General features: G+C 68.6%; 24 protein-coding genes and 1 tRNA gene. 12 read left to right on the top strand and 13 right to left on the bottom strand.

Going from position 1 to position 24,592, the window contains the following annotated elements; all coding sequences use genetic code 11:
• Positions 1-7: 7 nt before the first annotated feature.
• From fdx to BHU06_RS03220, 3 genes are all read left to right on the top strand, one after another.
• Positions 8-346, top strand: a complete 339-nt coding sequence (fdx, locus tag BHU06_RS03210; RefSeq protein WP_070397671.1) for an ISC system 2Fe-2S type ferredoxin — start codon at positions 8-10, stop codon at positions 344-346.
• On the top strand, positions 346-1,053 hold the full coding sequence (gene dnaQ / locus BHU06_RS03215) for a DNA polymerase III subunit epsilon (RefSeq protein ID WP_175442788.1): 708 nt from the start codon (positions 346-348) through the stop codon (positions 1,051-1,053). The genes fdx and dnaQ overlap by 1 nt, the downstream gene beginning before the upstream one ends.
• A gap of 66 nt (positions 1,054-1,119) precedes the next feature.
• Positions 1,120-1,194: transfer RNA gene (locus tag BHU06_RS03220), tRNA-Val, on the top strand.
• A 113-nt stretch (positions 1,195-1,307) separates the two neighbouring features.
• Here BHU06_RS03220 and BHU06_RS03225 read toward each other — a convergent pair.
• The 9 genes from BHU06_RS03225 to BHU06_RS03265 form a co-directional block, all read right to left on the bottom strand.
• Complete coding sequence (locus tag BHU06_RS03225; RefSeq protein WP_070397672.1) at positions 1,308-4,109, bottom strand: hypothetical protein; 2,802 nt, start codon at positions 4,107-4,109, stop codon at positions 1,308-1,310.
• Positions 4,110-4,502: 393 nt separating this feature from the next.
• Positions 4,503-4,976: a hypothetical protein gene (locus tag BHU06_RS03230; protein ID WP_070397673.1), complete on the bottom strand. Its 474-nt coding sequence runs from the start codon at positions 4,974-4,976 to the stop codon at positions 4,503-4,505.
• Positions 4,977-5,129: 153 nt separating this feature from the next.
• Positions 5,130-6,302 (bottom strand): MFS transporter, encoded by a 1,173-nt coding sequence (locus BHU06_RS03235; RefSeq protein WP_070397674.1) that lies wholly within the window; start codon positions 6,300-6,302, stop codon positions 5,130-5,132.
• A 3-nt stretch (positions 6,303-6,305) separates the two neighbouring features.
• Complete coding sequence (locus tag BHU06_RS03240; RefSeq protein WP_070397675.1) at positions 6,306-6,860, bottom strand: NUDIX hydrolase; 555 nt, start codon at positions 6,858-6,860, stop codon at positions 6,306-6,308.
• Between the two features lie 71 nt (positions 6,861-6,931).
• On the bottom strand, positions 6,932-7,978 hold the full coding sequence (locus tag BHU06_RS03245; protein ID WP_070397676.1) for a TRAP transporter substrate-binding protein: 1,047 nt from the start codon (positions 7,976-7,978) through the stop codon (positions 6,932-6,934).
• 89 nt (positions 7,979-8,067) lie between these two features.
• Positions 8,068-8,766: a fumarylacetoacetate hydrolase family protein gene (locus BHU06_RS03250; RefSeq protein ID WP_070397677.1), complete on the bottom strand. Its 699-nt coding sequence runs from the start codon at positions 8,764-8,766 to the stop codon at positions 8,068-8,070.
• An 81-nt stretch (positions 8,767-8,847) separates the two neighbouring features.
• Positions 8,848-9,171 (bottom strand): 2Fe-2S iron-sulfur cluster-binding protein, encoded by a 324-nt coding sequence (locus BHU06_RS03255; RefSeq protein ID WP_070397678.1) that lies wholly within the window; start codon positions 9,169-9,171, stop codon positions 8,848-8,850.
• A gap of 12 nt (positions 9,172-9,183) precedes the next feature.
• A complete protein-coding gene (locus BHU06_RS03260; protein ID WP_070397679.1) occupies positions 9,184-10,659 on the bottom strand; it encodes a glutamine synthetase family protein in 1,476 nt (491 codons plus the stop codon).
• Positions 10,656-12,029: a Rieske 2Fe-2S domain-containing protein gene (locus tag BHU06_RS03265; RefSeq protein WP_070397680.1), complete on the bottom strand. Its 1,374-nt coding sequence runs from the start codon at positions 12,027-12,029 to the stop codon at positions 10,656-10,658. Before BHU06_RS03265 ends, BHU06_RS03260 begins: the two co-directional genes overlap by 4 nt.
• A gap of 77 nt (positions 12,030-12,106) precedes the next feature.
• Between BHU06_RS03265 and BHU06_RS03270 the strand changes: the two genes are divergently transcribed.
• The 4 genes from BHU06_RS03270 to pgeF all read left to right on the top strand — a co-directional run bounded on the left by BHU06_RS03270 (position 12,107) and on the right by pgeF (position 15,569).
• Entirely contained in the window at positions 12,107-12,826 is a 720-nt protein-coding gene (locus tag BHU06_RS03270; protein WP_070397681.1) for a GntR family transcriptional regulator, read from the top strand.
• 141 nt (positions 12,827-12,967) lie between these two features.
• Positions 12,968-14,074: an alkene reductase gene (locus BHU06_RS03275; RefSeq protein WP_070397682.1), complete on the top strand. Its 1,107-nt coding sequence runs from the start codon at positions 12,968-12,970 to the stop codon at positions 14,072-14,074.
• Between the two features lie 42 nt (positions 14,075-14,116).
• Positions 14,117-14,758 (top strand): maleylacetoacetate isomerase, encoded by a 642-nt coding sequence (gene maiA, locus BHU06_RS03280; protein ID WP_070397683.1) that lies wholly within the window; start codon positions 14,117-14,119, stop codon positions 14,756-14,758.
• A gap of 31 nt (positions 14,759-14,789) precedes the next feature.
• Positions 14,790-15,569 carry a peptidoglycan editing factor PgeF gene (gene pgeF, locus BHU06_RS03285; protein ID WP_070397684.1) on the top strand — a complete coding sequence of 260 codons (780 nt, stop codon included), beginning with the start codon at positions 14,790-14,792 and terminating at the stop codon, positions 15,567-15,569.
• Here the strand turns inward: pgeF and BHU06_RS03290 are convergent.
• Entirely contained in the window at positions 15,489-15,797 is a 309-nt protein-coding gene (locus tag BHU06_RS03290) for a hypothetical protein (RefSeq protein WP_070397685.1), read from the bottom strand. The genes pgeF and BHU06_RS03290 overlap by 81 nt on opposite strands.
• A gap of 118 nt (positions 15,798-15,915) precedes the next feature.
• Between BHU06_RS03290 and phaC the strand changes: the two genes are divergently transcribed.
• The 3 genes from phaC to phbB all read left to right on the top strand — a co-directional run bounded on the left by phaC (position 15,916) and on the right by phbB (position 19,839).
• A complete protein-coding gene (gene phaC / locus BHU06_RS03295; RefSeq protein WP_070397686.1) occupies positions 15,916-17,727 on the top strand; it encodes a class I poly(R)-hydroxyalkanoic acid synthase in 1,812 nt (603 codons plus the stop codon).
• A 144-nt stretch (positions 17,728-17,871) separates the two neighbouring features.
• A complete protein-coding gene (locus BHU06_RS03300) occupies positions 17,872-19,050 on the top strand; it encodes an acetyl-CoA C-acetyltransferase (protein WP_070397687.1) in 1,179 nt (392 codons plus the stop codon).
• A 51-nt stretch (positions 19,051-19,101) separates the two neighbouring features.
• The gene (gene phbB, locus BHU06_RS03305) at positions 19,102-19,839 is read left to right on the top strand and encodes an acetoacetyl-CoA reductase (protein ID WP_070397688.1); all 738 of its coding nucleotides are present in this window, start codon (positions 19,102-19,104) and stop codon (positions 19,837-19,839) included.
• A 19-nt stretch (positions 19,840-19,858) separates the two neighbouring features.
• On the opposite strand, the gene BHU06_RS03310 is transcribed toward phbB, so the two are convergent.
• Together BHU06_RS03310 and BHU06_RS03315 are read right to left on the bottom strand one after the other, a co-directional pair.
• Complete coding sequence (locus tag BHU06_RS03310; protein ID WP_070397689.1) at positions 19,859-20,281, bottom strand: hypothetical protein; 423 nt, start codon at positions 20,279-20,281, stop codon at positions 19,859-19,861.
• Positions 20,282-20,325: 44 nt separating this feature from the next.
• On the bottom strand, positions 20,326-20,649 hold the full coding sequence (locus BHU06_RS03315) for a 2Fe-2S iron-sulfur cluster-binding protein (RefSeq protein WP_070397690.1): 324 nt from the start codon (positions 20,647-20,649) through the stop codon (positions 20,326-20,328).
• 96 nt (positions 20,650-20,745) lie between these two features.
• On the opposite strand from BHU06_RS03315, the gene BHU06_RS03320 reads away from it, so the two are divergent.
• Together BHU06_RS03320 and BHU06_RS03325 are read left to right on the top strand one after the other, a co-directional pair.
• A complete protein-coding gene (locus BHU06_RS03320; protein WP_070397691.1) occupies positions 20,746-21,621 on the top strand; it encodes a LysR family transcriptional regulator in 876 nt (291 codons plus the stop codon).
• Positions 21,622-21,630: 9 nt separating this feature from the next.
• On the top strand, positions 21,631-22,032 hold the full coding sequence (locus BHU06_RS03325) for a PPC domain-containing DNA-binding protein (RefSeq protein WP_070397692.1): 402 nt from the start codon (positions 21,631-21,633) through the stop codon (positions 22,030-22,032).
• A gap of 61 nt (positions 22,033-22,093) precedes the next feature.
• Here BHU06_RS03325 and rpoD read toward each other — a convergent pair whose 3' ends face one another.
• Positions 22,094-24,469, bottom strand: coding sequence for an RNA polymerase sigma factor RpoD (gene rpoD / locus BHU06_RS03330; RefSeq protein WP_139146934.1), 2,376 nt, complete (start codon positions 24,467-24,469; stop codon positions 22,094-22,096).
• Positions 24,470-24,592: the final 123 nt, after the last annotated feature.

The following is a 24,592-nucleotide window of genomic DNA, read 5'->3' on the forward strand; positions in this document are numbered from 1 at the left end:
GAACCCCATGCCCACGATCAAGATCCTCCCGCACACCGAGTACGCGCCCGAGGGCAAGACCATCAGCGCGCCGGCCGGTACCTCCATCTGCGAGGCCCTGCTCGAGAACGGCGTGAACATCGAGCACGCCTGCGACATGAGCTGCGCCTGCACCACCTGCCACGTCATCGTGCGAGAGGGCTACAACAGCCTGAACGAGGCCCAGGAGGACGAGGAAGACCTGCTCGACCGCGCCTGGGGCCTGGAGCCACAGTCGCGCCTGTCGTGCCAGGCCATCCTGGCCCAGCAGGACGTGACGATCGAGATACCCAAGTACACGATCAACCACGCCAAAGAGAACCACTGATGCGCCAGATCATTCTCGACACCGAGACCACCGGCCTGTCGGCCGAGAACGGCGACCGCATCATCGAGATTGGCTGCGTGGAACTGCTCAACCGCAAGTTCACCGGCAACAACCTGCACCACTACGTCAACCCCGAGCGCGACAGCCACGAGGACGCGCTCAAGGTGCACGGCATCCAGAACGAATTCCTGCGCACCAAGCCCAAGTTCGCGGCCATCGCCGAGGAGCTGATCGAGTACCTGCGCGGCGCCGAGATCATCATCCACAACGCGCCCTTCGACATTGGCTTCCTGAACATGGAGTTCAGGCGCCTGGGCCTGCCGCGCGTGACCGAGGTGGTGAGCGGTGTGCTCGACACCCTGGTGATGGCCAAGGAGATGTTCCCGGGCAAGCGCAACGGCCTGGACGCGCTGTGCGACCGCCTGGGCGTGGACAACTCGGGCCGCACGCTGCACGGCGCCCTGCTGGACGCCGAACTGCTGGCCGACGTCTACATCAACATGACGCGCGGCCAGGACGCGCTGCTCATCGAGGTGGCCGACGCGCCGGGCGAGGGCGGGGTGGTGGAGGTGGTGGACCTGAGCCGCCTGGACCTGCCCGTGCTGCGCGCCAACGAGCAGGAAGCACTGGCCCACGACACCGTGCTGGCCGAACTCGACAAATCCAGCAAGGGCAAGACCCTGTGGCGGCGGCTGGAAGCGGCCTGAAAAAGCGGCCCAGAAAATCTGGCTATAATGCGAGGCTTCCGACAGCGCTGCCAAGCGGCGCTGATCGGGCGGTTAGCTCAGTGGTAGAGCACTGCCTTCACACGGCAGGGGTCGCAGGTTCGAACCCTGCACCGCCCACCAGGAACCCCGTTCCAGAAAAAAGGCCTTGCGAGTGATCGCAAGGCCTTTTTGTTTGCAGAGGCCCGCCCGGTGGCGCCAGCCGAAGAGCGCCACGGGCGAGGCCCATGGCCTCTCTACTCGACGGAAATCAAGCGCTGCAAGCCGGTGCGGGGATGCAGGGGCGTGGCCATTCCGTTCATCAGGGCCTCCTGGCGCCGTGCGCAGGCCATGGCCGCCAGGCGGCCGTCGGACAGGTGGCGGAAAAGCCGCTTTCCCCGCTGCTTGTGCCCGGCGGCCAGGCCGGCCTCCATGCCATCGCTGAGCGTCTGGGAGTGGTCGATGCGTTCCTGCAAAGCCGCGAGCAACCAGTCGTCCAGGCTGTTGAATCCCGGGGGCGCGGTGGGCTTGCCGGGCAGTTCGCTCAATTTGCGCAGCTTCCACGCCTTCAGGGCGTTCAGTACCTCGTCGATCAGCTCAGGGCGCTGATCGATCCGCTTCAGAAACTGCCCCGCCGTGCCCATGGGGTTGGGCGTGCGGAAGCTGGGGCCCTCCAGTTCTTTGACCAACCAGGGTTTCAGTTTGGTGTGGCCGACTTCCTGAATGGCGCCGACCAGCACGTCGTGGCCCATCAACGGCGCCTGGACCTTGGGTGCCTGGGCCAGGGGCTGCAGATGGCGCGGGGACGGGACGTGCTCGCTGGGGTCGATCAGCACCTCCAGCAGCCACTGGAGCTTGTGGCCCATGACCCTTGTGGTCGTCGTTGTTGTCGTGGTGGTGGTCGTCGTCGCCGTTGCCGCCGTCGTCGTCACCTGTTCGGACACGTCCATGTGAAAGGCGGTGCGCTTGGTTCTGAACCGCTCGAGGTCGTCCAGATCGATGTTCCTTTCCAGCAGCGCGGCCCTGAACCGGGCCAAGCGCTCCTCGCGGTTCAGGCGTTTTTGGGTGGTGGCGGCCCCCCAGGGATGCAGCGCATCGCGCGAGGTCGCGGCGATCAGGTCCTGCCGCAGGCCGGCATGGGCAGGATCGTTCAGCAGGGCCAGCAGCGCCTGGTGGGTGTTCTCGACGGAGGCCGCCGGTTTGTGGAACGGGAGGCGATCGGACCGAAAGTGCCGGGTCTTGTACACCTTGGCGGCGATGGTGCTGCGGCACACGCCGAGGTAGTGCTGCTCATTCGCGCAGAGCGGGAGGCAGGTCCGCAGGTAGTCGACATCGTCATCGCACAGGCCCATCTTGCGCAGCATCTGCGCCGCGAAGCTCTCGCGCACGGCCTCGCCCTTGAGGGCGGCCTGTCGCGCGGCGCCCAGCAGATCGCGCGAGAGCCACTCGATGGCGACGAACTTGTTGTGCTTGAGCAAGGCCTGGCGTTCCAGCCCCTGGCGCAAGCCCTTGGGCGCGCTCTGCCTGGCCACTTGCATGCGCCGATCGAACTCTGCCTGGGACAGCGTGTAGATCCACTGGGTGTAGTCCGTGCCCAGCACCTTTTGCAGGTGCTGCTCGATGCGCAGCTGTTGCTTGTCTGCGTCCTTGGCCTGCTTGGCTTTGCGCAGCCGGTGCCAGATGCTGGCATAGAAGGGCGCCAGCACCGCGGCAGTGATGCCCAGGGCCACCACGCTCACGAGGCCGGCCGTGGCCACGTTGGCCACGATGATCAGGGCAAGGGCCGTGCCGCCCAGGGCGATGGCCGCCACCGGCGTGGTCAGCAGGAACACGAACTGCGCCCTGAGCGCGCGAATGCCCGTGTACCACTGGGTTTGTTTGTGCGCCTTGAACTCGCCACGCAAGGTGGTGATCTGGTTGTCAACCAGGTACCTGCCGATGGTGGCCTGGGAGGATTCACCGACCAGGTCATTCTTGAGGCCGACCGCGTCGGCCAGTTGCCTGAATACCCCGCGGATGCCGTCGGCGGTGCTCCGGCGCTCGCGCTTGGCGACCTCCATGTCGAGTTCGGCGAACCGGAAGCTGATCGGGGTCAGCGCCAGGCCGAGCAGGGCGCCGGCAATGCCCATTCCTTGTGACGCGAGGGCGCCCAGGTGCAGGTTCGACACGATCAGGTTGGCGAGCGTGGAGGCCACCGAGGCGGGCACGGTGATTTTGTTGATCTCCCAATCGCGCATCTCCACCAATTGCCGCGGCCCCAAATCGCGGGGGTTCCCCAACAGGGCGATGCCCCGGCCTCGGCTGAAGAAAGGGCGCAGCCGGTCGAGTCGGTTCTGCCGATCGGCCTGCTCAGCGCGCAGGGTCGCCAAATGGGGATCGAGGGGTGCCGTCTTTTCCAGACGGCGAATCCGACGGCCCCCTCGGCGGACCTCCAGCTGCAGGTCCTTGAGGTCGCGGCGCGTCACGGGCGGGTGGCGCAGGTGTGGCAAGGCATCGAGCTGCTTCAGTAGCTCGCGCATCTCCTGGTCCAGCGCCGCCCTTGGGGAGGCGTTGAGAACCGTATCGGGCAGTCGCTGGCGTTCCAGCCACTTGTCTTCAGCGGCCAGGGACAGGTCGCGGTGCGTTTTCAACAGTCGGGCCTGGGGGATGGTGAGGAAGGTCGATTCGATGCCGCTCAACACTTCGGCAAGCAGCGTCACGGCGTAGCGGGTCGCGGCCAGCAGTTGCTCGGAGGCTTCGTCCAGTGGCTGCCCGTTCACCTGCCGGGCCATGGTTCGCCAATCCTCCAGGGCCTGTTCGAGCAGGCCCCGCACTTTTTTGTAGTCGCGGTCGGCGTAGCGGTGGTCGCTGTTGACGATGAAGCCGTCGTAGAAGGAGAAAAAACTCCTGAGGAAGGCGGGCGCCGGAGAGGCCTGACCGCCCACGCCCGCGCCCGCGCTCACGCTGGCCAGGATCACCTGGCCGATCGCCGTGAGCGCCCACAGCCCATAGACCACGCTCTTGTTGTGCACCGTCAATGCCACGCGGTGGCGCTGGTTCTGCGTGATCTCCGCCGCCATCGCCCCAGGGAGCCGTGGCTGGGGTGCCCAAGGCACCAGAGACTGGGGGGTGGCCATGCCGGGGGCGTCTGGCAGCGCAGGCAGCGCCAGTGGGGTGTGCACGGGCATGGCATCGCCCGACGGCTGAATCGCACCGAAGCTGCCACTCCCCCTGGGGGGACGGCGGGACCGATCGACATGCGCCTGGGCGATGTGCTTCGCCGCCCGTTGTCCGAGCAGGGGAACGGTGAGTTCCTCCGACGATTCGTCGGACGAGGCGCTTCCCGATCGCTGGCGCGGGGTGCTCGGGTCTGACGTCGACCATGAATGGTGGTGCCGTTCGTAGGGCTGTCGCGTCGTCCAAGGCTTCATGTCGATGCGTTCGAGAGGGCGTTGGGTGATGGGGTGGCGCCCTCAGGCGGCGAGTGCGGAGGGTTCGCCGGCCGGGACGCGCTCTTCCAGATGGGCCTTGAGCAGCGCGTCGACCAGGATCTGGCCCCAGGCGTCCTCCGCTTGGTCGAGGGCGGTGTGGATGCTCTCCATCACCGTTGGCGCTTCGTCTTCGGGCGATACGCGCAGGTGGGTGTAGGCCAGGAGCGTCGCGTCGGGCGCGAGGGCGAACTGCAGGGCGGTTTCGGCGTAGGGGTGGTCGAAGGTCCAGTGCAGGATCTGGCGGACCAGCCAGGGAATGGCCTCGTCGGGCAGGTCCGCGTCGAGCAGCATGTCCAGGCGCAGCATGTCGGGCGACGCCGTGGCCGACAAGGTGACCCAGTTGTCGTCGTCGATCGACACGACGATCGGATCCAGGCTGTGTATGCCGAGCGCTGGTTCGCTGCGCGCGGCGTATCGCCAATCCTGCAACCAGGTCGACAGATCCGGTTCGTCCATGCTGACTCCTTTGATCCCCACGATGCTGCATGGGTGACGAAGTCATGAGCTCATGTTCCGGTGACATGGCGGCCTGGGCATTGGGGCCTACGACTGGTCGCCAAACGGTGTTGGTCGGTCGACGCCCCCGCCTTGGAATGACAGGGCGAACCCTTAGGTCCTACGGTCGACCGGCGCGGAGCGCAGCCACAGCAGGCACAGCAGCGCGCTCGCCACCAGCGCCCCCGACACCCACAGCGCCTGCGCGCCCCAGCGCTCCACCAGCGCGCCGAACAGCAGCGGCGCGAAGGCCTGGGCCACCCGCGAGGGCGCGACGATCCAGCCCTGCCGGCGGCCATAGCCCACCGGGCCGAAATAGACCAGCGGCAGCGTGCCCTTGGCGATGGTGAGGATGCCGTTGCCCAGGCCGTGCAGCACGGCGAACACCGGCGCGGCCACCGCGCCGGCCGCCATCCACACCAGCACGCCCGCGGGGTGCATGGCGGCGGCCACACGCGCCGAGACGAGCGGGTGAAAGCGCCGCAGCCCGCCGAATTCGAGCAGGCGGCCGGCCACCTGCGCCGGCCCCACCAGCGCGCCCACCGCCAGTGCGCCGGCCAGGCTGAGGCCGCTGGCCATGAGCATGGCCGGCAGGTGCGAGGCCAGCGCGGTGCTCACGAACCAGGTGGCGGCGAACACGTAGGCCAGTACCCAGGCCACGTGGCGGGGCGCGCGCGGCGGCGCTCCCGTCTCCTGGCCGTCGCCATGGGGCCGGGGGGGAGGCAAGGCCACCGCGCGCGGCAGGCGGGCGTTGAGCGGCAGGCCCAGCAGCAGATGCAGCGCCGCCCAGCCCAGGCAGGCTCCACGCCAGCCCCACTGCGCCTCCATCCAGCCCGACAGGGGCCAGCCCAGCGTGCTGGCCAGGCCCGCGAGCAGGGTGATGCCGGTGATGGCGTCGCGCGCGGCCTCACCTTGCAGGCGCACCAGCGCCGAGAAGGCCGCTTCGTACAGGCCCCCGCCCATCGCCACGCCAATGAGCAGCCAGCCGGCGAACAGCAGCGCCGGCCCATCGGCCAGCGACAGCAGGCCCAGGCCGGCGGCGAAGACCAGGTTGCTGGCGACCAGCACCGGCCGCCCGCCGAAGCGGTCGATGGCGCGGCCGGCGAACGGGCCGATGCCGGCCGACAGCAGCAGCGCCGCCGAGAACGCCGTCCACACCATGCCCTCGGACACGCCCGCGCCCTCGGCCATGGGCCGGGCCAGGATGGCCGGCAGGTAGTAGCTGGAGGCCCAGGCCAGGGTCTGGGCCGTCCCCAGGCGCAACACGAGCGGCGTGTTGCTGGCCATGCCTCACACGATGTCGATGGTGTGGAAGCCGAAGCGGCCCTGGCGGCGGTCGGCGAAGTAGCACTGCAGCGTTTCGCGCACGGTGCGAAAGGCGATCTCGTCCCAGGGGATCTCGTCTTCGCGGAACAGCCGGGCCTCGATGGTTTCGTGCCCGGGGTTGAAGCGCTCGCTGAGCAGCCGCGCGCGGTAGAACAGGTGCACCTGTCCCACGCGCGGCACGTTCATGAGGGTGAAGAGCTCGCCCAGCTCGATCTGCGCGCCGGCCTCTTCGTCGGTTTCGCGCAGCGCGCCCTCGGCGGTGGTCTCACCGAGCTCCATGAAGCCGGCGGGCAGGGTCCACTTGCCCCAGCGCGGCTCGATGTTGCGCTTGCACAGCAGCACCCGGTCCCCTTCGGCGCCCCAGGCGGGCACGGTGCCCACCACGTTGAGCGGGTTGTCGTAGTGCACCGTGCCGCAGGCCGGGCAGACCGCGCGCTCGCGCGTGTCGCCGTCGTCGGGCAGGCGCATCTGCACAGCGGTGCCGCAGTGGCGGCAGAACTTGGCGGGCGGACGCAGCATCGGGGCAGTGTAGTGGGCGGAACGCAAAAAAAAGCCGGGGATGTCCCCGGCTGGTCAGGCAAGCGGGCGGCTTACGCCTTTTTGCCGTGCTTCTCGATCAGGGCCTTGGCGGTCTCGAACAGCTTCTTGCCGTCGAAGCCGCGCTTGTCCATGTCCTGCATCCACTCCACTTCCACCAGGCGGGCCTTGCGCTTGAACTCCTGCGCGTCGGCGGCGGGAATCTGGTAGATGGTGTTGCCCAGGTCGGCCGCCGCCTTGCGGCCGGCGGCGTCGCCGGCCTGCTGGGTCTTGCCGAGCCAGCCCGAGGTCTCGATGCCCGAGTTCTTGTCGATCACGGCCTTGAGATCGGGCGCCAGGCTGTTGTACTTGGCCTTGTTCATGGCCATCACGAAGGTGGTGGTGTACAGCGCGCCGCCAGCCGGGGCGAACTCGCTGTGGAACTTGGTGAGTTCGTGCACCTTCACCGAAGGCACCACCTCCCAGGGGATCACGCAGCCGTCGATTACGCCCTTGGAGAGGGAATCGGGAATCTGCGGCAGCGGCATGCCCACGGGCGTGGCGCCCAGCAGGCCCAGCATCTTGGTGATCTGGCGGGTGGGGCCGCGCACCTTGGAGCCGCGCAGGTCGTCGGCGGTCTTCACCAGCTTGTTGCGCATGTGGAACATGCCGGGGCCGTGCACCTGCAGGGCGATGGGCTGGGTTTCCTTGAACTCGTCCTGCGCCACCGTCTGCACGTACTCCCAGTAGGCCTTGGAGGTGGCCTCGGCGTTGTTCATCATGAACGGCAGCTCGAAGACCTCGATGCGGGGGAAGCGGCCCGGGGTGTTGCCCGGCAGGGTCCAGACGACGTCGACCACGCCGTCGCGCGCCTGGTCGTACAGCTGCACCGGCGAGCCGCCCAGCGTCATGGCAGGGTAGGCCTCGAACTTGATGCGTCCGCCGGAGTCCTTCTCGACCTTGTCCATCCAGGCCTTGTGCATGTTGAGCCACACGTTGGACTGGGGCGCCATGAAGGTGTGGAACTTGAGCGTGACGCTTTGCTGGGCGAAGCCGGTGAGGGCCGGGGCGCCGAGGGCGATGGCCGCGCCGGACTGGAGCAGGGTTCTGCGCTGGATCATGGAAGGGTCTCCGGGGTTGGTGAACTGGTTCAAGCTTAAACCGTGGGTGTGCCCCTGTATCAGAGGTCAAACCCCAAGATCGGCGGTTTTCAGGCGATCTTGACCGTGATGGGCACCAGGCCGTCGACCGCGCCGTGCAGGGTGTCGCCGCTGACGACGGCGTTCACGCCCTCGGGGGTGCCGGTGTAGATGAGATCGCCGGGCTGCAGTTCCCAGGCGGCGGAGAGGTGTTCGATGGTCTCGGCCAGGTTCCAGATCAGCTTGCTGACGTTGCTGCGCTGGCGGTCGGCGCCGTTGACCTGCAGCCAGATGGCGGCGTTGGCGATGTCGCCGGCCTGGGCGGCCGGGGTGATGGGGCCGATGGGGGCCGACTGGTCGTAGGCCTTGCCGATGCACCAGGGGCGGCCCTGCTTCTTCATCTCGCCCTGCAGGTCGCGCCGGGTCATGTCCAGGCCCACGGCGTAGCCGAAGACGTGCCTCAGCGCGTCGGCGGCCTTGATGTTCCTGCCGCCGGTGCCGATGGCGGCCACGAGCTCGATCTCGTGGTGCAGGTTCTGGGTCAGGGACGGGTAGGGGAGGCTGGCCGTCTGGCCGGCGTCGGCCACCACGATGGCATCGGCCGGCTTGAGGAAGAAGAAGGGCGGCTCGCGGCCGGTGAAGCCCATCTCCTTGGCGTGTTCCTCATAGTTGCGGCCCACGCAGTAGATGCGGTGGACCGGGAAGCGCTCGGCGCGCCCGACCACGGGCACGGAGACGGTGGGGGGCGGGGGGATGACGTAGGCGGGCACTGAATAAACCTCCGCGCAATGCGCTGCGGTGCGAGCGCCTTCGGTCGGCCGAAGGCGCTCAAGACCCCCGAGTGTGCCACTTCAATACTGGTTGGCCGGCAGCGTGACCACCAGGCCGTCCAGTTCGGGCGTCAGCACGATCTGGCAGGACAGGCGGCTTTCGGGCCGCACCGGCGCGGCGGCGAAGTCGAGCATGTCGCTCTCGTCGGTGGCTGGCGCCGGCAGCTTGTCGGCCCAGGCGGGGTCGACGTAGACGTGGCAGGTGGCGCAGGTGAGGGTGCCGCCGCAGTCGGCCGCGATGCCGCTGACGCCAGCGTCCACGGCCACCTTCATGAGGCTGCTGCCGGGCGCGCCGCTGAGCTCGGTCTCGCTCTGGTCGGCGTTGATGATTCGGATCTTGATCATGGTGCGTGGGGTTCAGTAGCGCGAGAAGTACTCGCGGCGTTCGAAGTCGGTCTTGTCCTCGGCGGCGGCGTGGCGCTCCAGTTCGCTCTGCTTGATGCGGCAGAAGTGGTTCACCACGGTCTCGCCCAGGCCCTTGACCATGGCGGCGTCCGCGCGCAGCGCGGCCAGGGCGTCGCCCAGGTTGTTGGGGATGCGCTGGCTGCCTTCGGCGTAGGGTGCCTCGGTGCCCTGGGGCGCGGCCAGTCGCTGGTCGACGCCGTCCAGGCCGGCGTGGATCTGGCCGGCCATGCAGACGTAGGGGTTGGCCGCCGGCTCGCCCAGGCGGTTCTCGATGCGCGTCGCCCCGTCGCCCGCGCCGCCCACCACGCGCAGCATGGCGCCGCGGTTGTCGCGGCCCCACAGGATGGCCTGCGGCGCCAGCGCGTTCGGGCGGAAGCGGCCGAAGCCGTTGACGGTGGGGGTACACAGCGGCGTGAGCGCGGGCGCGTGCGCCAGCAGACCGGCCAGCCAGCCGGCGCCCAGTTCGCTGAGCGTGTGGGTGGCGTCGCGCGGGTCGGTGCCGGGCGCGGGCGCGTCGCGCATGAAGGCGTTGCGTCCACCGTCCAGCGCCACCACCGACTGGTGCAGGTGCCAGCCGCTGGACATGATGCCGGGGAAGGGCGGGCGGCACATGAAGGTGGCGTGGTAGCCCTCGCGGCGCAGCGCCTGGCGCACGCCGTTGCGCAGCAGCACCATCTGGTCGGCGGCGGTGAGCGCGTCGGTGGCGTCGAACACGGCCTCCACCTGACTCGGGCCGAGTTCGATCTCCAGCGACTGCAGCGGCAACCCCAGGCCCAGCGCGGTGCGCTCGACGATGCGCAGCGCGTCCTCGGCCATGTCGGTCATGGCCTCGCCATGCAGCTGGTAGCCCGGGTGCACCATCTGCACCGCCGGCGGCAGGCCCGGCCAGGCGGCCCGTTCGGGGTCGAGCTGGGGCGTGGCGTCGGTGAGGCGGTAGATGTGGAACTCCACCTCCAGTCCGGTGGTGAAGCCCAGGCCGCGCTGCGCCAGCCGCTCCAGCGCGGCCTGCAGCACGCGCCGGCTGTCGAAGGCCACGGGCCGGCCGTCCTCATGCCAGGGCTGGGCGCGCAGCCAGGCGGTGCCGGGCGACCAGGGCAGCTCGATGAAGCTCTCGGGGTCGGGCAGCAGGAGCAGGTTGGAGGCGCCGGCGAAGCCGGGCAGGTCGGCCGTGCCGCCGGGCTCGAACACCTTCCAGGCCGTGCGGTCGGCGGTGTCCTTGAGCATCAGCGTACCCACCATGCCCACGCCCTGGCGCAGCGCGCGCACGGCGGCGTGCGGCATCAGCGTCTTGCCGCGCAGCAGGCCGTGCGCGTCGCACCAACCCACGCGCACGCGCTGAATGCCGCGCTCGGCGATCAGCCGTTCCAGCCGCTGGCAGGCGGCTTCGCGCTCGGGGGTGTGGAGTCCGCAGCGTTCGGCGAAGCTCATTTGGCGCCCGCCGTGGCCGCGTCCTTCGCGCTCCAGGGCGAACGTTCGCGGCGGTCGTCCACCGCTTTGCGCCACCAGGCGTCCCAGTCGCCCGTGGGGGCGAAGCCGTCGATGGTGTCGGGGCCATGGATGTCGCCATGCTTGGCCGCGTCGGCGATGCCGGGGGCGGTGCCGCCTTGCTCCACCGTGTCGATGGCCTGCTGCAGCATGCGGCGGTGGGCCATGATGACCTTGTCGCTGGTGCCCAGGTGCTCGCGCGTGCGGTCCTGGATGGCGCCCATGCTCTCGCAGGCCCATTGGTCGTGCACATTGATGTCTTCCTCGCCCATGCCTAGGTAGGTGCGCTCCACCTGCTCCTTCGCGTTGAAGCCCCAGTCGTTGTGGCGGCCCATCTTGGGCTGGAAGAAGGGCAGGGTCACGGCGTCCAGGCGCGGCTTGCGCATGGCGTCCTTGTCCACGGCCTTGTCGAAGCTGGTGAAGAAGGCGTACCAGTAGTTGTGGGTGTCGTCCACCGGCACGTGCATCTGCGTGATCGTCATCGTCTCGGACAGCGGGATCACGAAGGTCTGGGGGAACACGCAGTTGGTGACGCGCACGTGGGTGAGCTCGTCGTTCAGGCTGCGCAGCGCGGTGAGCTGCTGGCCCCAGGGCTTGGGCTCGTGCAGGATCTCGGGTTGGCCGAACTCGCGCATCACGCGCGTCATGGGCCAGCGCTCGCCGTCCACTTCGCCGGCGCTGGCGCCGCGGAACTGCTTGCCATAGGCGTCGTCGAGCGAGCCGTCGTTGAAGAAGCGGTGCAGGTACGAGGCGTGCGCGGGGTCGATGCCCACCTCCAGCGATTGCAGCCAGTTGCAGTTCCACAGGCCCTTGAAGGCGAAGACGTGGGTGTCGGGCGCGCTGAAGCAGTCCAGGGCGGGCAGGGGCGGGGGCTCCACGCCCTCGGGGCCGAACCAGCCGAACAGCACGCCGCTGCGCTCGATCAGCGGATAGCTCTTCTGCGTCACGCGCTTGCACAGCGTGCTGCCGGCGGGCTCGGCGGGCGTTTCCAGGCAGCGGCCCTCGACGTCGAACTTCCAGCCGTGGAAGGGGCAGCGCAGGCCGTCGCCTTCGTTGCGGCCGTAGGCCAGGTCGGCGCCGCGGTGCGGACAATCGCGGTCGAGCAGGCCGAAGCGGCCCTCGCTGTTCTTGAACAGCACGAAGTTCTGGCCCAGCACCCGCACCGGCTTGACCGGGCGAACCGCCATGGCCGGATCGATCGCCGGATTGAACTCGTCGACCAGGGCCACGGGCTGCCAGTAGCGGCGCAGCAGGTTGCCGCCGGGGGTGCCGGGGCCGACTTGGGTAAGGCGTTGATTCAGTTCAGCTTTCATGGGGCTCTGGAAGGTTTGGGTGGGGGTTCTGTCTAAAACGGTATCCCGTTTTGAAAATGCAGTGTACAGTTTCAACCATGAGCTTGCAAGAAACCGTTTTGATGCAGTTGCGCGACTGGATCCTGTCGGGCCAGTTCGAGCCCGGCCAGCGCCTGGCCGAACAACAGCTGGCCGAGCGCCTGGGCGCTTCGCGCACGCCGGTGCGCGCCGCGCTGGTGACGCTGGAGCAGGAAGGCCTGGTCGAGGCGAACGAGACCGGCAAGTACCTGGTGCGCCAGTTCACCGCGCAGGAGGTGGTCGACGCCATCGCCGTGCGTGGCCACCTGGAGGGCATGGCCGCGCGGCTGGTGGCCGAACACGGGATACCGCGTGCCTTGCAGAACGACCTGCAGGCCGTGCTGGACGAAGGCGACCGCCTGCTGGCCGATGACCCGCTCACGCTGGAAAGCTACGCGGCCTACGCGCGCATGAACGACCGCTTCCACGAACTCATCCTGCAGGCCTGCGGCAATCGCGCCCTGCAGCGCGCGGTGGTGTTGAACGACAAGCTGCCCTTCGCACCGGCCTCGGCCATGCTGCCCATGCAGGGCACCGTGGCCATGGACCGCGACTGGATGCTCTACGCGCACCGCCAGCACCACATGCTGTTCGACGCCCTCAAGCGCGGCGAGGGCGCCCGCGCCCAGGCCCTGGCGGTGGAACACACCCAGGTGGCGCAGATGAACATGCGCCTGGCGCTGGAGCGGCGCAGCGAAAGCGAGCGCGTGATGCCGCTGATGAAGCTGGTGGTGGGCTGAGGCGGTTGGCGCGCCGGCGCGGGCGGCGTCGGGTAGCGCCAATCGCTTGGCCGTACGGGGCGTAGGCCCTTTGCGGCGCGGCCCGAGAATGCGGGTGTCGGCGGCCTGCGGGCCGCGCCCCTTCATCTGGAGAAACCGCCCATGACCACCCTGTTCGAGCCCACCCGCGCGGGCGACATCGCACTCAAGAACCGCATCGTGATGGCGCCGCTCACGCGCAACCGCGCGCCCGGCGCCGTGCCCACGCCGCTGATGGCGACCTACTACCGCCAGCGCGCCAGCGCCGGCCTGCTCATCACCGAGGCCACCGCCATCAGCCACCAGGGGCAGGGCTACGCCGACGTGCCGGGCCTGTACGCGCCCGAGCAGATCGCCGGCTGGAAGCGCGTGACCGAGGCCGTGCACCAGGCCGGCGGCAAGATCGTCACCCAGCTCTGGCATGTGGGCCGCGTCTCGCACACCGAACTGCAGCCGGGCAAGGGCGCGCCGGTGGCGCCCTCGGCCGTCACGGCCAAGACCAAGACCGTGCTCATCGTCGACGGCGTGCCGACCTTCGTGGAAACCTCGCCGCCGCGCGCGCTGCGGACCGACGAACTGCCCGGCATCGTGGACGACTACCGCCGCGCCGCGCTCGCCGCCATCGAGGCCGGCTTCGACGGCGTAGAGATCCACGCCGCCAACGGCTACCTGCTCGACCAGTTTCTCAAGACCGGCGCCAACCAGCGCGACGATGCCTACGGCGGCGCCATCGAGAACCGCGCGCGCCTGCTGCTGGAAGTCACGCGGGCGGTCGTCGGCGCCATCGGCGCGGGCCGCACCGGCATCCGCCTGTCGCCCGTGACGCCGGCCAACGACATCGTCGACGCCGACCCGCAGCCGCTCTTCGAGTACGTGGCGCGCGAGCTCGGCCCGCTGGGCCTGGCCTACGTGCACGTCATCGAGGGCGCCACCGGTGGCCCCCGGCAGATCGACGACCGGCCCTTCGACTACGCCGCGCTGCGCCAGGCCTGGCGCAGCGCGGGCGGACAGGGCGCCTGGATGGTCAACAACGGCTACGACCTCGCGCTGGCCGAGCAATCGCTGAAGGATGGCGCCGACCTGGTGGCGTTCGGCAAGCCCTTCATCGCCAACCCCGACCTGGTGGAGCGCCTGCGCCAGGGCGGTCCGTTCAACCCCGCCGACCGGACCACCTTCTACGGCGGCGGCGAGAAGGGCTACACCGACTACCCGGCGCTGGCCGGCGCCTGAGCGCCCCGGTGCGCAAGCCCCCGGGGGTTATCCTCGGGGGCCATGAAGCTCTACAACTACTTCCGCTCCTCGGCCTCGTTCCGCGTGCGCATCGCGCTCAACCTCAAGGGCCTGCCCTACGAGTACGTGCCGATCCACATCGCGCGCGGCGAGCACCGGCAGGCGGCCTGGTCCGAGCAACTGCCCGAAGGCCTGGTGCCCACCCTGGAACTCGGCGATGGCACGCGCCTGACGCAGTCCATGGCCATCATGGAGTACCTGGACGAGACCCAGGCCGGCGCCAAGCTGCTGCCCACCGACGCCCTGGGCCGCGCGCGTGTGCGCGCGCTCTCGCAGATCGTGGCCTGCGAGATCCACCCCATCAACAACCTGCGCGTGCTCAAGTACCTCGTCAACGAGCTCAAGGTGGGTGAGGAGCCCAAGAACGACTGGTACCGCCACTGGGTGCGCGTCGGCCTCGAGGCCTTCGAGAAACAGCTCGCCGCCGGACCCTCGGGCCGCTTCTGCCACGGCGACACGCCCACCATGGCCGACTGCTGCCTGGTGCCGCAGATCTTCAATGGCCAGCGCTTCAAGGCCGACTTCAGTGGCCTGCCTCGCACCATGGCCGCATTCGAGGCCTGCATGGCGCTGGACGCCTTCCAGAAGGCGCAGCCCTCGGCCTGCCCGGACGCCGAGGCCTGATGGCCCTGGCCTGTTGCGGCATCGCGGCCTGATGGCGCCGGACACCCCCGCTTCGGTTTTCACGCCGGCCTGGCCCGCGCCCGCGGGCGTGCGCGCCTTGTGCACCACGCGCGCGGGCGGCGTCTCGGCGCCGCCCTTCGACAGCTTCAACCTGGGCGACCACGTGCGCGACGATCCCGCCGCCGTGGCCGCCAACCGCCAGCGCCTGGCCGCGTTCTGCGCGCCGGCGCGCCCGGTGTTCCTGCGCCAGGTGCACGGCACGGGCGTGGCGGTGCTGGACGCCGGCACGCCCGACGGCGCCGAGGCCGACGCGGCCGTGGTGCACACGCCCGGCCAGGCCGCCACCATCATGGTGGCCGACTGTCTGCCGGTGCTGTTCGCCCACGCCAGCGGCCGTGCCGTGGCCGCCGCGCACGCCGGCTGGCGCGGCCTGCACGCCGGGGTGTTGGAGGCCACGCTCCAGCGGCTGCGCGAGGTGGCCGGCCCGGGCGAGGTGATGGCCTGGCTGGGTCCGGCCATCGGCCCCACGGCCTTCGAGGTGGGCGAAGAGGTGTGGGAAGCCTTCGTCAGCGCCGACCGCGCGGCCGCCGCGCACTTTCACGCCCACCCCACGCGCGGCAAGTGGTGGGCGGACCTGCCCGCGCTCGCGCGCCAGCGCCTGTCGGCGGCCGGGCTGCGCTCCTTGCATGGCAACGACGGCAGCGCCGGCTGGTGCACCGTCAGCGAACGCTCAAGGTTCTTTTCGCACCGGCGCGACGCCGCCCGCCTCGGCGGCACCGGTCGCTTCGCCGCCTGCGTCTGGCTGGGCTGAGGGCGCCGCCCGCTCGGCCGCGCGCGCCGCGTCCTCGGCTGCTTCGCGCGCCTTGATCGCGCGGCGCCGCTGCGGCGTGCGCAGCAGGTACACCACCACGACCATGGGGAGTACCCCGTAGAGAAAAAAGGTCACAATGGCCCCGAGCACCGAGCCGGTCGTGTTCGTGGCCTCGGCCACCGACATCATCAGCACGACGTACATCCAAGCGATCACGACCAGGTACACGGCTTGCTTTCTCGTTGATTGGCGTCAATGCCCCATAGGGGCGGCGCAGGGATACTGGGACATTCCTGAAGACAAGGGCCGACACTGTAGGCCGAGCGTGAAAGCTGAGGAGACTGGCATGGCATCGGGCAAGAAGAACGACACGGCCGACTGGGCCCAGGCGGCCCAGGAGTTCCAGCAGGGCCTGGTGCGGCAGTGGACGCAGATGGCCCAGTCTTTTCCCGGCGCCGCGTCCGCCACGGCCGGGCCCGCGCCCGACCCCATGGCCGCCTTCCGGGCCTTCATGCCGCCCGCGCAGGGCGCCGCACCGATGGGCATGCCGGCCTTCACCGAGCTGTTCCAGCAGGCCGGTGGCGCCCAGGCGTCGCTCGATCCGGCCACCTTGCTGGAAATCCAGCAGACCTACCTGAAAGACGCCGCGGCCTTGTGGAATCAGGGCCTGGCGGCCAGGCCGGAGGGTGACCGCCGCTTCGCGTCCGAGGCCTGGGGCGGCAATCCCCTGGCGGCCTTCACGGCGGCCACCTACCTGCTCAACGCCCGCACCCTCATGGCCATGGCCGAGGCCGTGCAGGGCGACGCCAAGACCAAGGCGCGCGTGCGCTTCGCCGTGCAGCAGTGGATCGACGCCAGCGCGCCGAGCAACTTCCTGGCCTTCAACGCCGAGGCGCAGAAGAAGGCCATCGAGACCCAGGGCGAGAGCATCGCCAAGGGCGTGGCCAACCTGCTGCACGACATCAAGCAGGGCCACGTCTCCATGACCGACGAAAGCGTGTTCGAGGTCGGCAAGAACGTGGCCACCACCGAAGGCGCGGTGGTGTTCGAAAACGAGCTGTTCCAGCTCATCGAATACAAGCCGCTCACGGCCAAGGTGTACGAGCGGCCCTTCCTGCTGGTGCCGCCTTGCATCAACAAGTTCTACATCCTCGACCTGCAACCCGACAACTCGCTGATCCGCTATGCGGTGGAGCAGGGTCACCGCACCTTCGTCGTGAGCTGGCGCAACCCCGACGAGTCGCTGGCCCAGGCCACCTGGGACCAGTACATCGAGGACGCGGTCATCCGTGCCATCGAGGTGGTGCGCGACATCAGCGGCGCCAAGGACATCAACGCCCTGGGCTTCTGCGTGGGCGGCACCATGCTGGGCACGGCGCTCGCCGTGCTGGCCGGGAGGGGCCAGCAGCCGGTGCACAGCGCCACCTTCCTCACCACGCTGCTCGACTTCCGCGACACCGGCATCCTCGACGTCTTCATCGACGAGAACTTCGTGCGCTTTCGCGAGATGCAGTTCGCCAATGGCGGCCTCATGCCCGGGCGCGACCTGGCCACCACCTTCAGCTTCCTGCGGCCCAACGATCTGGTCTGGAACTACGTGGTGGGCAACTACCTCAAGGGTGAAACGCCGCCGCCTTTCGACCTGCTGTACTGGAACTCCGACAGCACCAACCTGCCCGGCCCCTACTACGCCTGGTACCTGCGCCACATGTACCTGCAGAACGACCTGATCAAGCCCGGCGAGGTGTCGGTCTGCGGGCAGAAGATCGACTTTCGCCAGGTCAAGCTGCCGGTCTATATCTACGGCTCGCGCGAGGACCACATCGTGCCCATCGGCGGCGCTTATGGCAGCACGCAGCTGTTCCCGGGCAAGAAGCGTTTCGTCATGGGCGCCTCGGGCCACATCGCGGGCGTCATCAATCCCGCGAGCAAGGGCAAGCGCAGCCACTGGACCAGCGGCTCCAGCGCCTTCCCGGAGAACGTGAAGGACTGGATCGCCCAGGCCACCGAGCACCCGGGCAGCTGGTGGACCGACTGGGCCGCCTGGCTCAAGCCCCTGGGGGGCAAGCAGATTCCCGCGCCCAAGGCCTACGGCCGGGGCAAGGCCTACGGCGCCATCGAACCCGCGCCGGGCCGCTACGTGAAGGCCAAGGCGTGAGATGACTCTCCCCCGCGCCGCTTCGCGTCGCCCCCCACCCGGGGGCGACACCAGGGGCCCGGCAAAGCCGGTTCCTCGGTGCCTCGGGCTGAAGGACGCCCGTCCCGGATCGCATTTGCTTTTTATCCCTACAGGAGAACGCTCATGGAAGACATCGTCATCGTCGCCGCCGCCCGCACCGCGGTCGGCAAGTTCGGTGGCACGCTGGCCAAGACGCCCGCGACCGAACTCGGCGCCACCGTCATCAAGGCGCTGCTGGAGCGCAGCGGCCTGCCCAACGACGCCATCGGCGAGGTGATCATGGGCCAGGTGCTGGCCGCCGGCGTGGGCCAGAATCCCGCGCGCCAGGCCATGATGAAAGCCGGCATCGCCAAGGAAACGCCCGCGCTCACCATCAACGCGGTGTGCGGCTCGGGCCTGAAGGCCGTGATGCTCGCGGCCCAGGCCATCCAGACCGGCGACAGCGAGATCGTCATCGCCGGCGGCCAGGAGAACATGAGCGCTTCGCCGCACGTGCTCAACGGCAGCCGCGACGGCCAGCGCATGGGCGACTGGAAGATGACCGACACCATGATCGTGGACGGCCTGTGGGACGTCTACAACCAGTACCACATGGGCATCACCGCCGAGAACGTGGCCAAGGCGCACGGCATCACGCGCGAGATGCAGGACGCGCTGGCCCTGGGCAGCCAGCAGAAGGCCTCGGCCGCGCAGGAGGCCGGCCGGTTCAAGGACGAGATCGTGGGCGTGAGCATCCCGCAGAAGAAGGGCGACCCCTTGGTCTTCGACGCCGACGAGTTCATCAACAAGAAGACCAGCGCCGACGCGCTGGCCGGCCTGCGCCCCGCGTTCGACAAGGCGGGCACGGTGACGGCGGGCAACGCCAGCGGCATCAACGACGGCGCCGCCGCCGTGGTGGTGATGAGCGCGAAGAAGGCGGCCTCGCTGGGCCTGACGCCGCTGGCGCGCATCGCCGCCTTCGGCACCAGCGGCCTGGACCCGGCCACCATGGGCATGGGTCCGGTGCCGGCGTCGAAGAAGGCGCTGGCACGCGCGGGCTGGAAGGCGGCCGACGTGGACCTGTTCGAACTCAATGAAGCCTTCGCGGCCCAGGCCTGCGCGGTGAATAAAGCGCTGGAGCTCGACCCGTCGCGCGTCAACGTCAACGGCGGCGCCATCGCCATCGGGCACCCGATCGGTGCCTCGGGCTGCCGCGTGCTGGTGACGCTGCTGCACGAGATGCAGCGCCGCGACGCCAAGCGCGGCCTCGCGGCCTTGTGCATCGGCGGCGGGATGGGGGTTTCCCTTGCTGTCGAGCGCTGAGCGCACGGCTAGCATGAACGTGTTCAACAACAATCGCCTGGAAAGGTCACCATGAGTCAGAAGGTTGCATACGTCACGGGGGGCATGGGGGGCATTGGCACCGCCATCTGCCAGCGCCTGCACAAGGAGGGCTTCAAGGTCGTTGCCGGCTGCGGGCCCACGCGCGATTACCAGAAGTGGCTCGACGAGCAGAAGGCCCTGGGCTTCACGTTCCACGCCAGCGTGGGCAATGTGGCCGAGTGGGATTCCACCGTCGCCGCGTTCGCCAAGGCCAAGGCCGATCACGGCTCCATCGACGTGCTGGTCAACAACGCGGGCATCACGCGCGACCGCATGTTCCTCAAGATGACGCGCGAGGACTGGGACGCGGTCATCAGCACCAACCTCAACTCCATGTTCAACGTGACCAAGCAGGTCGTGCCCGACATGGTGGAGAAGGGCTGGGGCCGCATCATCAACATCAGCTCCGTCAACGGCGAGAAGGGCCAGGCGGGCCAGACCAACTACTCGGCGGCCAAGGCCGGCATGCACGGCTTCACCATGGCGCTGGCGCAGGAGTTGGCCAACAAGGGCGTCACGGTGAACACCGTGAGCCCGGGCTACATCGGCACCGACATGGTCAAGGCGATCCGCCCTGATGTGCTGGACAAGATCGTGGCCACCGTGCCCGTCAAGCGCCTGGGCGAGCCGAGCGAGATCGCCTCCATCATCGCCTGGCTGGCCGGTGACGAGGCGGGCTATTCCACCGGAGCCGACTTCTCGGTCAACGGCGGCCTGCACATGGGCTGAAGGCCTCGGCCCCGCGGCCTCAGGCGCCTGGGGCCACCTCGAAGTCGATCAGGTCCACCGACACGATCTCGTCCGGCTTGCCGCTGCACCAGTGCAGGTACAGCGTCATGTCGGTCGAGATGCCGCCGTGCAGCGCGCCCGGCGCGTTGTACATGAAGCTGCCTTCCCTGGCCACGACCCGTCCGCGCGTGTCGTAGTAGGCGCCTTTCATGATGTAGACCTCTTCACCGAGTTCGGGCGCGCGGCCCATGATCTTCCAGGCCTTGCCCGGTGGCGCCACGAAGCGGGCGATGACGGTCAGGCCGTGCGCGTCGCGGCGCAGCACGCGGCGGAAGCGCCCGTATTCGCGGCCGTCCTCCCAGATGATGTTGTAGTCCGCGGGTTCCCAGGGGCTGTCGTCGGGATGGAGCTGGAAGGAGCGGGGGCGAGGGGCTTGTGGCATGGCAGTAGGGGTGAGGTGGTGAAACGGTGTCTTGGGGGTGGCGCCTAGATCTGGGTCGCCGGCAGTTCAACAATCAGCCCGTCGCTCAGCCGGTCCGCCAGCACCTGGCAGGCCAGCCGGCTGCCCGTTCGGCGCGGCGCGGCGGTGAACTCGAGGACCTGCCGTTCCATCTCGCTGGCCGGCGGCACCTTGGCCAGGGAGGCTTCGTCGAGGTAGATGTGGCAGGTGGCGCAGCAGCAGGCGCCGCCGCATTCGCCCAGGATCTCGTCCACCGCGTGCTGCGTCGCGGCGCGCATCAGGGTTTCGCCATCGGGTGCGTCGATGGTCCTGCGTCCCCCATCGGGGCTGACAAAGGTGATTCGGGGCATGGGCGTCGCGGGTGGGGGCTGTGCTGGCGGTGGAGTCTGCGGCCCCCGGTGCTAGGATTCAAACGCTGTTTTTTGACCCACCCATAAGTTCAGCTGATGCACATCAGTCTCCGGCAACTGCGGGCCTTCATTGCCGCGGTCGAGACCGGCGGTTTCACGCGCGCCGCGCACCGACTGCACCTGACCCAGTCGGCCGTCAGCATGGTGATCCGCCAACTGGAGGCCGAGGTCGGCCTGCCCTTGTTCAATCGGGAGGGCAAGCGCATCACGCCGACCGAGATGGGCCTGCAGCTGGTGCCCATCGCCAAGCGCATGCTCGACGATCTGGACCGCATCGCCGTCAGCGCGGCCGACGTCCGCCAGCTGCAGCGGGGCTCCTTGCGCTTCAGCGCGCCGAGCCTGCTCGCCTGCACGCTCATTCCCCCGGCGCTGGCCGAGTTCTCGGCCCGGCACCCGCAGGTCAGCGTGCAGATCATGGACACGGCGCTGGAGGACATTCCCGCCGCGGTCTCGCGCGGTGCGGTGGAGTTCGGCATCGGTCCGGACCGGCCATGCGATGCCGGCGTGGAACGCCGTTTCTTTCGCAAGGTCGCGATCCAGTTCGTCTGTTCGTCCGCGCATCCCGCGGCGCGCAAGCGGTCCATCCGATGGAGCGACACGCAGGACGATCCCTGGATCTGCTACCCGAGCACGTTCGAGAAAGACATCCGCGAGGCGCTGTGGCGGCACGGCCGCACCCAGCGCATGGAAGACGCCACCGTCGTCGAGCACCTGCCCACGGCGCTCGCACTGGTCGGCCAGGGCCTGGGCGTCACCACCGCCCCCGATTACGCCAGGGCCTTGCGCCGCGATCTCAAGCTGAGCTTCATCCCGCTGGTCGAACCCGCGATCGAGCGCGCGTTCTATATCTACCAGCGCAACGGCCATCCGCTCTCGCCGGCGGCGCGCGGATTTCTCGATGAGCTGATGTAGACCGCCACCATGGACCACCTGCCCTTGCGCCTGAACCCGGGTGAGGACCTGCGCGCCGCACTGCAATCGGCGGCGCGTGAGCACCACCAGCGCGCGGCCTTCGTGGTCGCGGGCATCGGCAGCCTGGTGGACGCTCGCCTGCGCCTGGCGGCGGCCGAGGACGTCCTGCTCGTGCCCGGGCCCAGCGAGATCCTCACGCTCAGCGGCTCGCTGGGCATGGACCACGCGCACCTTCACATGAGCGTGGCGGACGCCCAGGGCCGCGTGTGGGGTGGGCACGTGATGGCGGGTTGCTGCGTGCGCACCACGGCCGAGCTGCTGATCGCCTGGCTGCCCGACTGGGACTTCGCGCGCGAGCCCGATGCGGCGACGGGCTACCTTGAGCTCGTCGTCCGGCCCCGCGGCACCTGATCCACGCGACCAAAAAAAAGGGAGCCAGTGGCTCCCTTTTTTTTCTGGTCAACCCGCCCGATCAGAGCGAGTCGATGAAGCTGCGCAGCTTGTCGCTGCGGCTCGGGTGCTTGAGCTTGCGCACCGCCTTGCTCTCGATCTGGCGGATGCGTTCGCGCGTGACGTCGAACTGCTTGCCCACTTCTTCCAGCGTGTGGTCGGTGGACATCTCGATGCCGAAGCGCATGCGCAGCACCTTGGCTTCGCGCGGCGTGAGGCTGTCGAGGATTTCCTTCACCACTTCGCGCAGGCCAGCCTGCATGGCGGCCTCGATGGGGGCGGTGTTGGTGGTGTCCTCGATGAAGTCGCCCAGGTGCGAATCGTCGTCGTCGCCGATCGGCGTTTCCATGGAGATCGGCTCCTTGGCGATCTTCATGATCTTGCGGATCTTGTCCTCGGGCATCTCCATCTTCTCGGCCAGGATGGACGCATCGGGCTCGAAGCCGAACTCCTGCAGGTGCTGGCGGCTGATGCGGTTCATCTTGTTGATGGTCTCGATCATGTGCACCGGGATGCGGATGGTGCGCGCCTGGTCGGCGATCGAGCGCGTGATGGCCTGGCGGATCCACCAGGTGGCGTAGGTCGAGAACTTGTAGCCGCGGCGGTATTCGAACTTGTCCACCGCCTTCATGAGGCCGATGTTGCCTTCCTGGATCAGGTCCAGGAACTGCAGGCCGCGGTTGGTGTACTTCTTCGCGATGGAGATCACCAGGCGCAGGTTGGCCTCGATCATTTCCTTCTTGGCGTCGCGCGAGGAGGCCTCGCCGTTGTTCATCCGCTTGTGGATGTCCTTGAGGTGCTCGATGGGCACCACCACGCTGCTCTGGATGTCGATCAGGCCCTGCTGCAGCTCCTGCACCGGCGGGATGTTGCGCTCGAGCACCGTGCTCCAGGGCTTGCCCGCGGCGGCCTGCTTCTCCACCCACTTGAGGTTGAGCAGGTTGGGCGGGAAGTCCTTGATGAAGGTCTCCTGTGGCATGCCGCACTTGTCCACGATGATGCGGCGCAGTTCGCGCTCCTTCTTGCGGATCTCGTCGACCTGGCCGCGCACCGTGCTGCACAGCTTCTCGATCGCCTTGGCCGTGAAGCGGATGGTCATCAGCTTCTCGGTGATGGCCTGCTGCGTCTTGGCGTAGTGGGGGCTGCCGTAGCCTTCCTTGTCGTAGATCTTGTGCAGCTTCTCGAACATGCCGCGCATGGCGTCGAAGCGCTCCAGCGCCTCGCGCTTGAGTTCCTCGAGCTTGCGCGTGAGGGCCTTGGAGCCGCCCTTGCCGTCGTCGTCGTCGGCCTCGTCGTAGTCGTCGAAGTCTTCCTCGGCAACGTAGTCGTCGGCCTCGTCGGCGTCGGCGAAACCGTCCACCACGGTGGAGATGACGACCTTGCCTTCGCGGATTTCCTCGGCCATGGCCAGGATCTCGGCGATGGTGGCGGGCGATTCGCTGATCGCTTCCATCATGCTGTGCAGGCCGCCTTCGATGCGCTTGGCGATCTCGATCTCGCCCTCGCGCGTGAGCAGCTCCACCGTGCCCATTTCGCGCATGTACATGCGCACCGGGTCGGTGGTGCGACCGAATTCGCTGTCCACCGTGGACAGGGCGGCTTCGGCTTCCTCTTCCGCCTCTTCTTCGGTGGCGGCGGTGGGGCCGGTGTTGTTGAGCAGCAGGGTCTCGGCATCGGGCGTCTGTTCGTAGACGGCCACACCCATGTCGTTGAGCAGCGAGACCACCACTTCCAGGGTCTCGGCCTCGACCAGCTTGTCGGGCAGGTGGTCGTTGATCTCGCCGTGCGTGAGGTAGCCGCGCGTCTTGCCCAGCTTGATCAGGGTCTTGAGACGCTCGCGACGGGCGCGCGCCTCCTCCTCGGACAGGACGGTCTCGTCCAGCCCGAATTCCTTCATCAGCGCACGCTCCTTGGCCTTGCTGATCTTCATGCGCAGCGGCTTGGCCTTTTCGACCGGCTGCGCTTCCTCGGTGCTGGCCTCTTCGGGCACGTCGTCGCCGACCAGGTCCTCGTCGATGTCACCGAGGTCGGCGTCGTCGAGATCGTCCTCGCCCTTGCCCTTGGCGTCGGCCTTGGGCTTGCGGCCGCGCTTGGCGGCGGGCTTGTCGGCCGCAGCCTTGGCGGGACGGCCAGGTTTCTTCTTGGCGGGGGCTTCGCCTTCCAGCAACTCCTCGGCCAGGGCCTCGGGCTTGGATTTTTTCGCGGTGCTGCTGGCGGTCGTCTTGGCGGCAGCCTTCTTGGCTGGCGCGGCCTTGGCGGCGGCTTTGGTGGGGGTGGTCTTGGTCGTCACTGCGGGGGCTTTCTTGGGAGCGGCCACCGGTTGGGCTTTGGCCGGAGCGGCCTTCTTGGCGGCGGTCTTGGTGGCGGCAGCGGACGGACTGGCTTTCTTCGCGGGCATGGGAACCTCAAAAAAACGTCGATGGAACCGGCAGAACACCCAACAGCCGCCAGAAAACCCTACTTGGGGTCAACCGGTGGTTTTGGAAGAGCACGGCACCCGCCACGGGCCGGTGCGGGCGGG

This window comes from Hydrogenophaga sp. PML113 (assembly GCF_001777155.1).
Classification (GTDB): domain Bacteria; phylum Pseudomonadota; class Gammaproteobacteria; order Burkholderiales; family Burkholderiaceae_C; genus Hydrogenophaga; species Hydrogenophaga borbori.

Coding starts and splice junctions, on each gene's coding strand:
- fdx (WP_070397671.1), top strand. CDS start 8: ATGCCCACGATCAAGATCCTCCCGCACACCGAGTACGCGCCCGAGGGC.
- dnaQ (WP_175442788.1), top strand. CDS start 346: ATGCGCCAGATCATTCTCGACACCGAGACCACCGGCCTGTCGGCCGAG.
- BHU06_RS03225 (WP_070397672.1), bottom strand. CDS start 4,109: ATGGCGGCGGAGATCACGCAGAACCAGCGCCACCGCGTGGCATTGACG.
- BHU06_RS03230 (WP_070397673.1), bottom strand. CDS start 4,976: ATGGACGAACCGGATCTGTCGACCTGGTTGCAGGATTGGCGATACGCC.
- BHU06_RS03235 (WP_070397674.1), bottom strand. CDS start 6,302: ATGGCCAGCAACACGCCGCTCGTGTTGCGCCTGGGGACGGCCCAGACC.
- BHU06_RS03240 (WP_070397675.1), bottom strand. CDS start 6,860: ATGCTGCGTCCGCCCGCCAAGTTCTGCCGCCACTGCGGCACCGCTGTG.
- BHU06_RS03245 (WP_070397676.1), bottom strand. CDS start 7,978: ATGATCCAGCGCAGAACCCTGCTCCAGTCCGGCGCGGCCATCGCCCTC.
- BHU06_RS03255 (WP_070397678.1), bottom strand. CDS start 9,171: ATGATCAAGATCCGAATCATCAACGCCGACCAGAGCGAGACCGAGCTC.
- BHU06_RS03260 (WP_070397679.1), bottom strand. CDS start 10,659: ATGAGCTTCGCCGAACGCTGCGGACTCCACACCCCCGAGCGCGAAGCC.
- BHU06_RS03265 (WP_070397680.1), bottom strand. CDS start 12,029: ATGAAAGCTGAACTGAATCAACGCCTTACCCAAGTCGGCCCCGGCACC.
- BHU06_RS03270 (WP_070397681.1), top strand. CDS start 12,107: ATGAGCTTGCAAGAAACCGTTTTGATGCAGTTGCGCGACTGGATCCTG.
- BHU06_RS03275 (WP_070397682.1), top strand. CDS start 12,968: ATGACCACCCTGTTCGAGCCCACCCGCGCGGGCGACATCGCACTCAAG.
- maiA (WP_070397683.1), top strand. CDS start 14,117: ATGAAGCTCTACAACTACTTCCGCTCCTCGGCCTCGTTCCGCGTGCGC.
- pgeF (WP_070397684.1), top strand. CDS start 14,790: ATGGCGCCGGACACCCCCGCTTCGGTTTTCACGCCGGCCTGGCCCGCG.
- phaC (WP_070397686.1), top strand. CDS start 15,916: ATGGCATCGGGCAAGAAGAACGACACGGCCGACTGGGCCCAGGCGGCC.
- BHU06_RS03300 (WP_070397687.1), top strand. CDS start 17,872: ATGGAAGACATCGTCATCGTCGCCGCCGCCCGCACCGCGGTCGGCAAG.
- phbB (WP_070397688.1), top strand. CDS start 19,102: ATGAGTCAGAAGGTTGCATACGTCACGGGGGGCATGGGGGGCATTGGC.
- BHU06_RS03310 (WP_070397689.1), bottom strand. CDS start 20,281: ATGCCACAAGCCCCTCGCCCCCGCTCCTTCCAGCTCCATCCCGACGAC.
- BHU06_RS03315 (WP_070397690.1), bottom strand. CDS start 20,649: ATGCCCCGAATCACCTTTGTCAGCCCCGATGGGGGACGCAGGACCATC.
- BHU06_RS03320 (WP_070397691.1), top strand. CDS start 20,746: ATGCACATCAGTCTCCGGCAACTGCGGGCCTTCATTGCCGCGGTCGAG.
- BHU06_RS03325 (WP_070397692.1), top strand. CDS start 21,631: ATGGACCACCTGCCCTTGCGCCTGAACCCGGGTGAGGACCTGCGCGCC.
- rpoD (WP_139146934.1), bottom strand. CDS start 24,469: ATGCCCGCGAAGAAAGCCAGTCCGTCCGCTGCCGCCACCAAGACCGCC.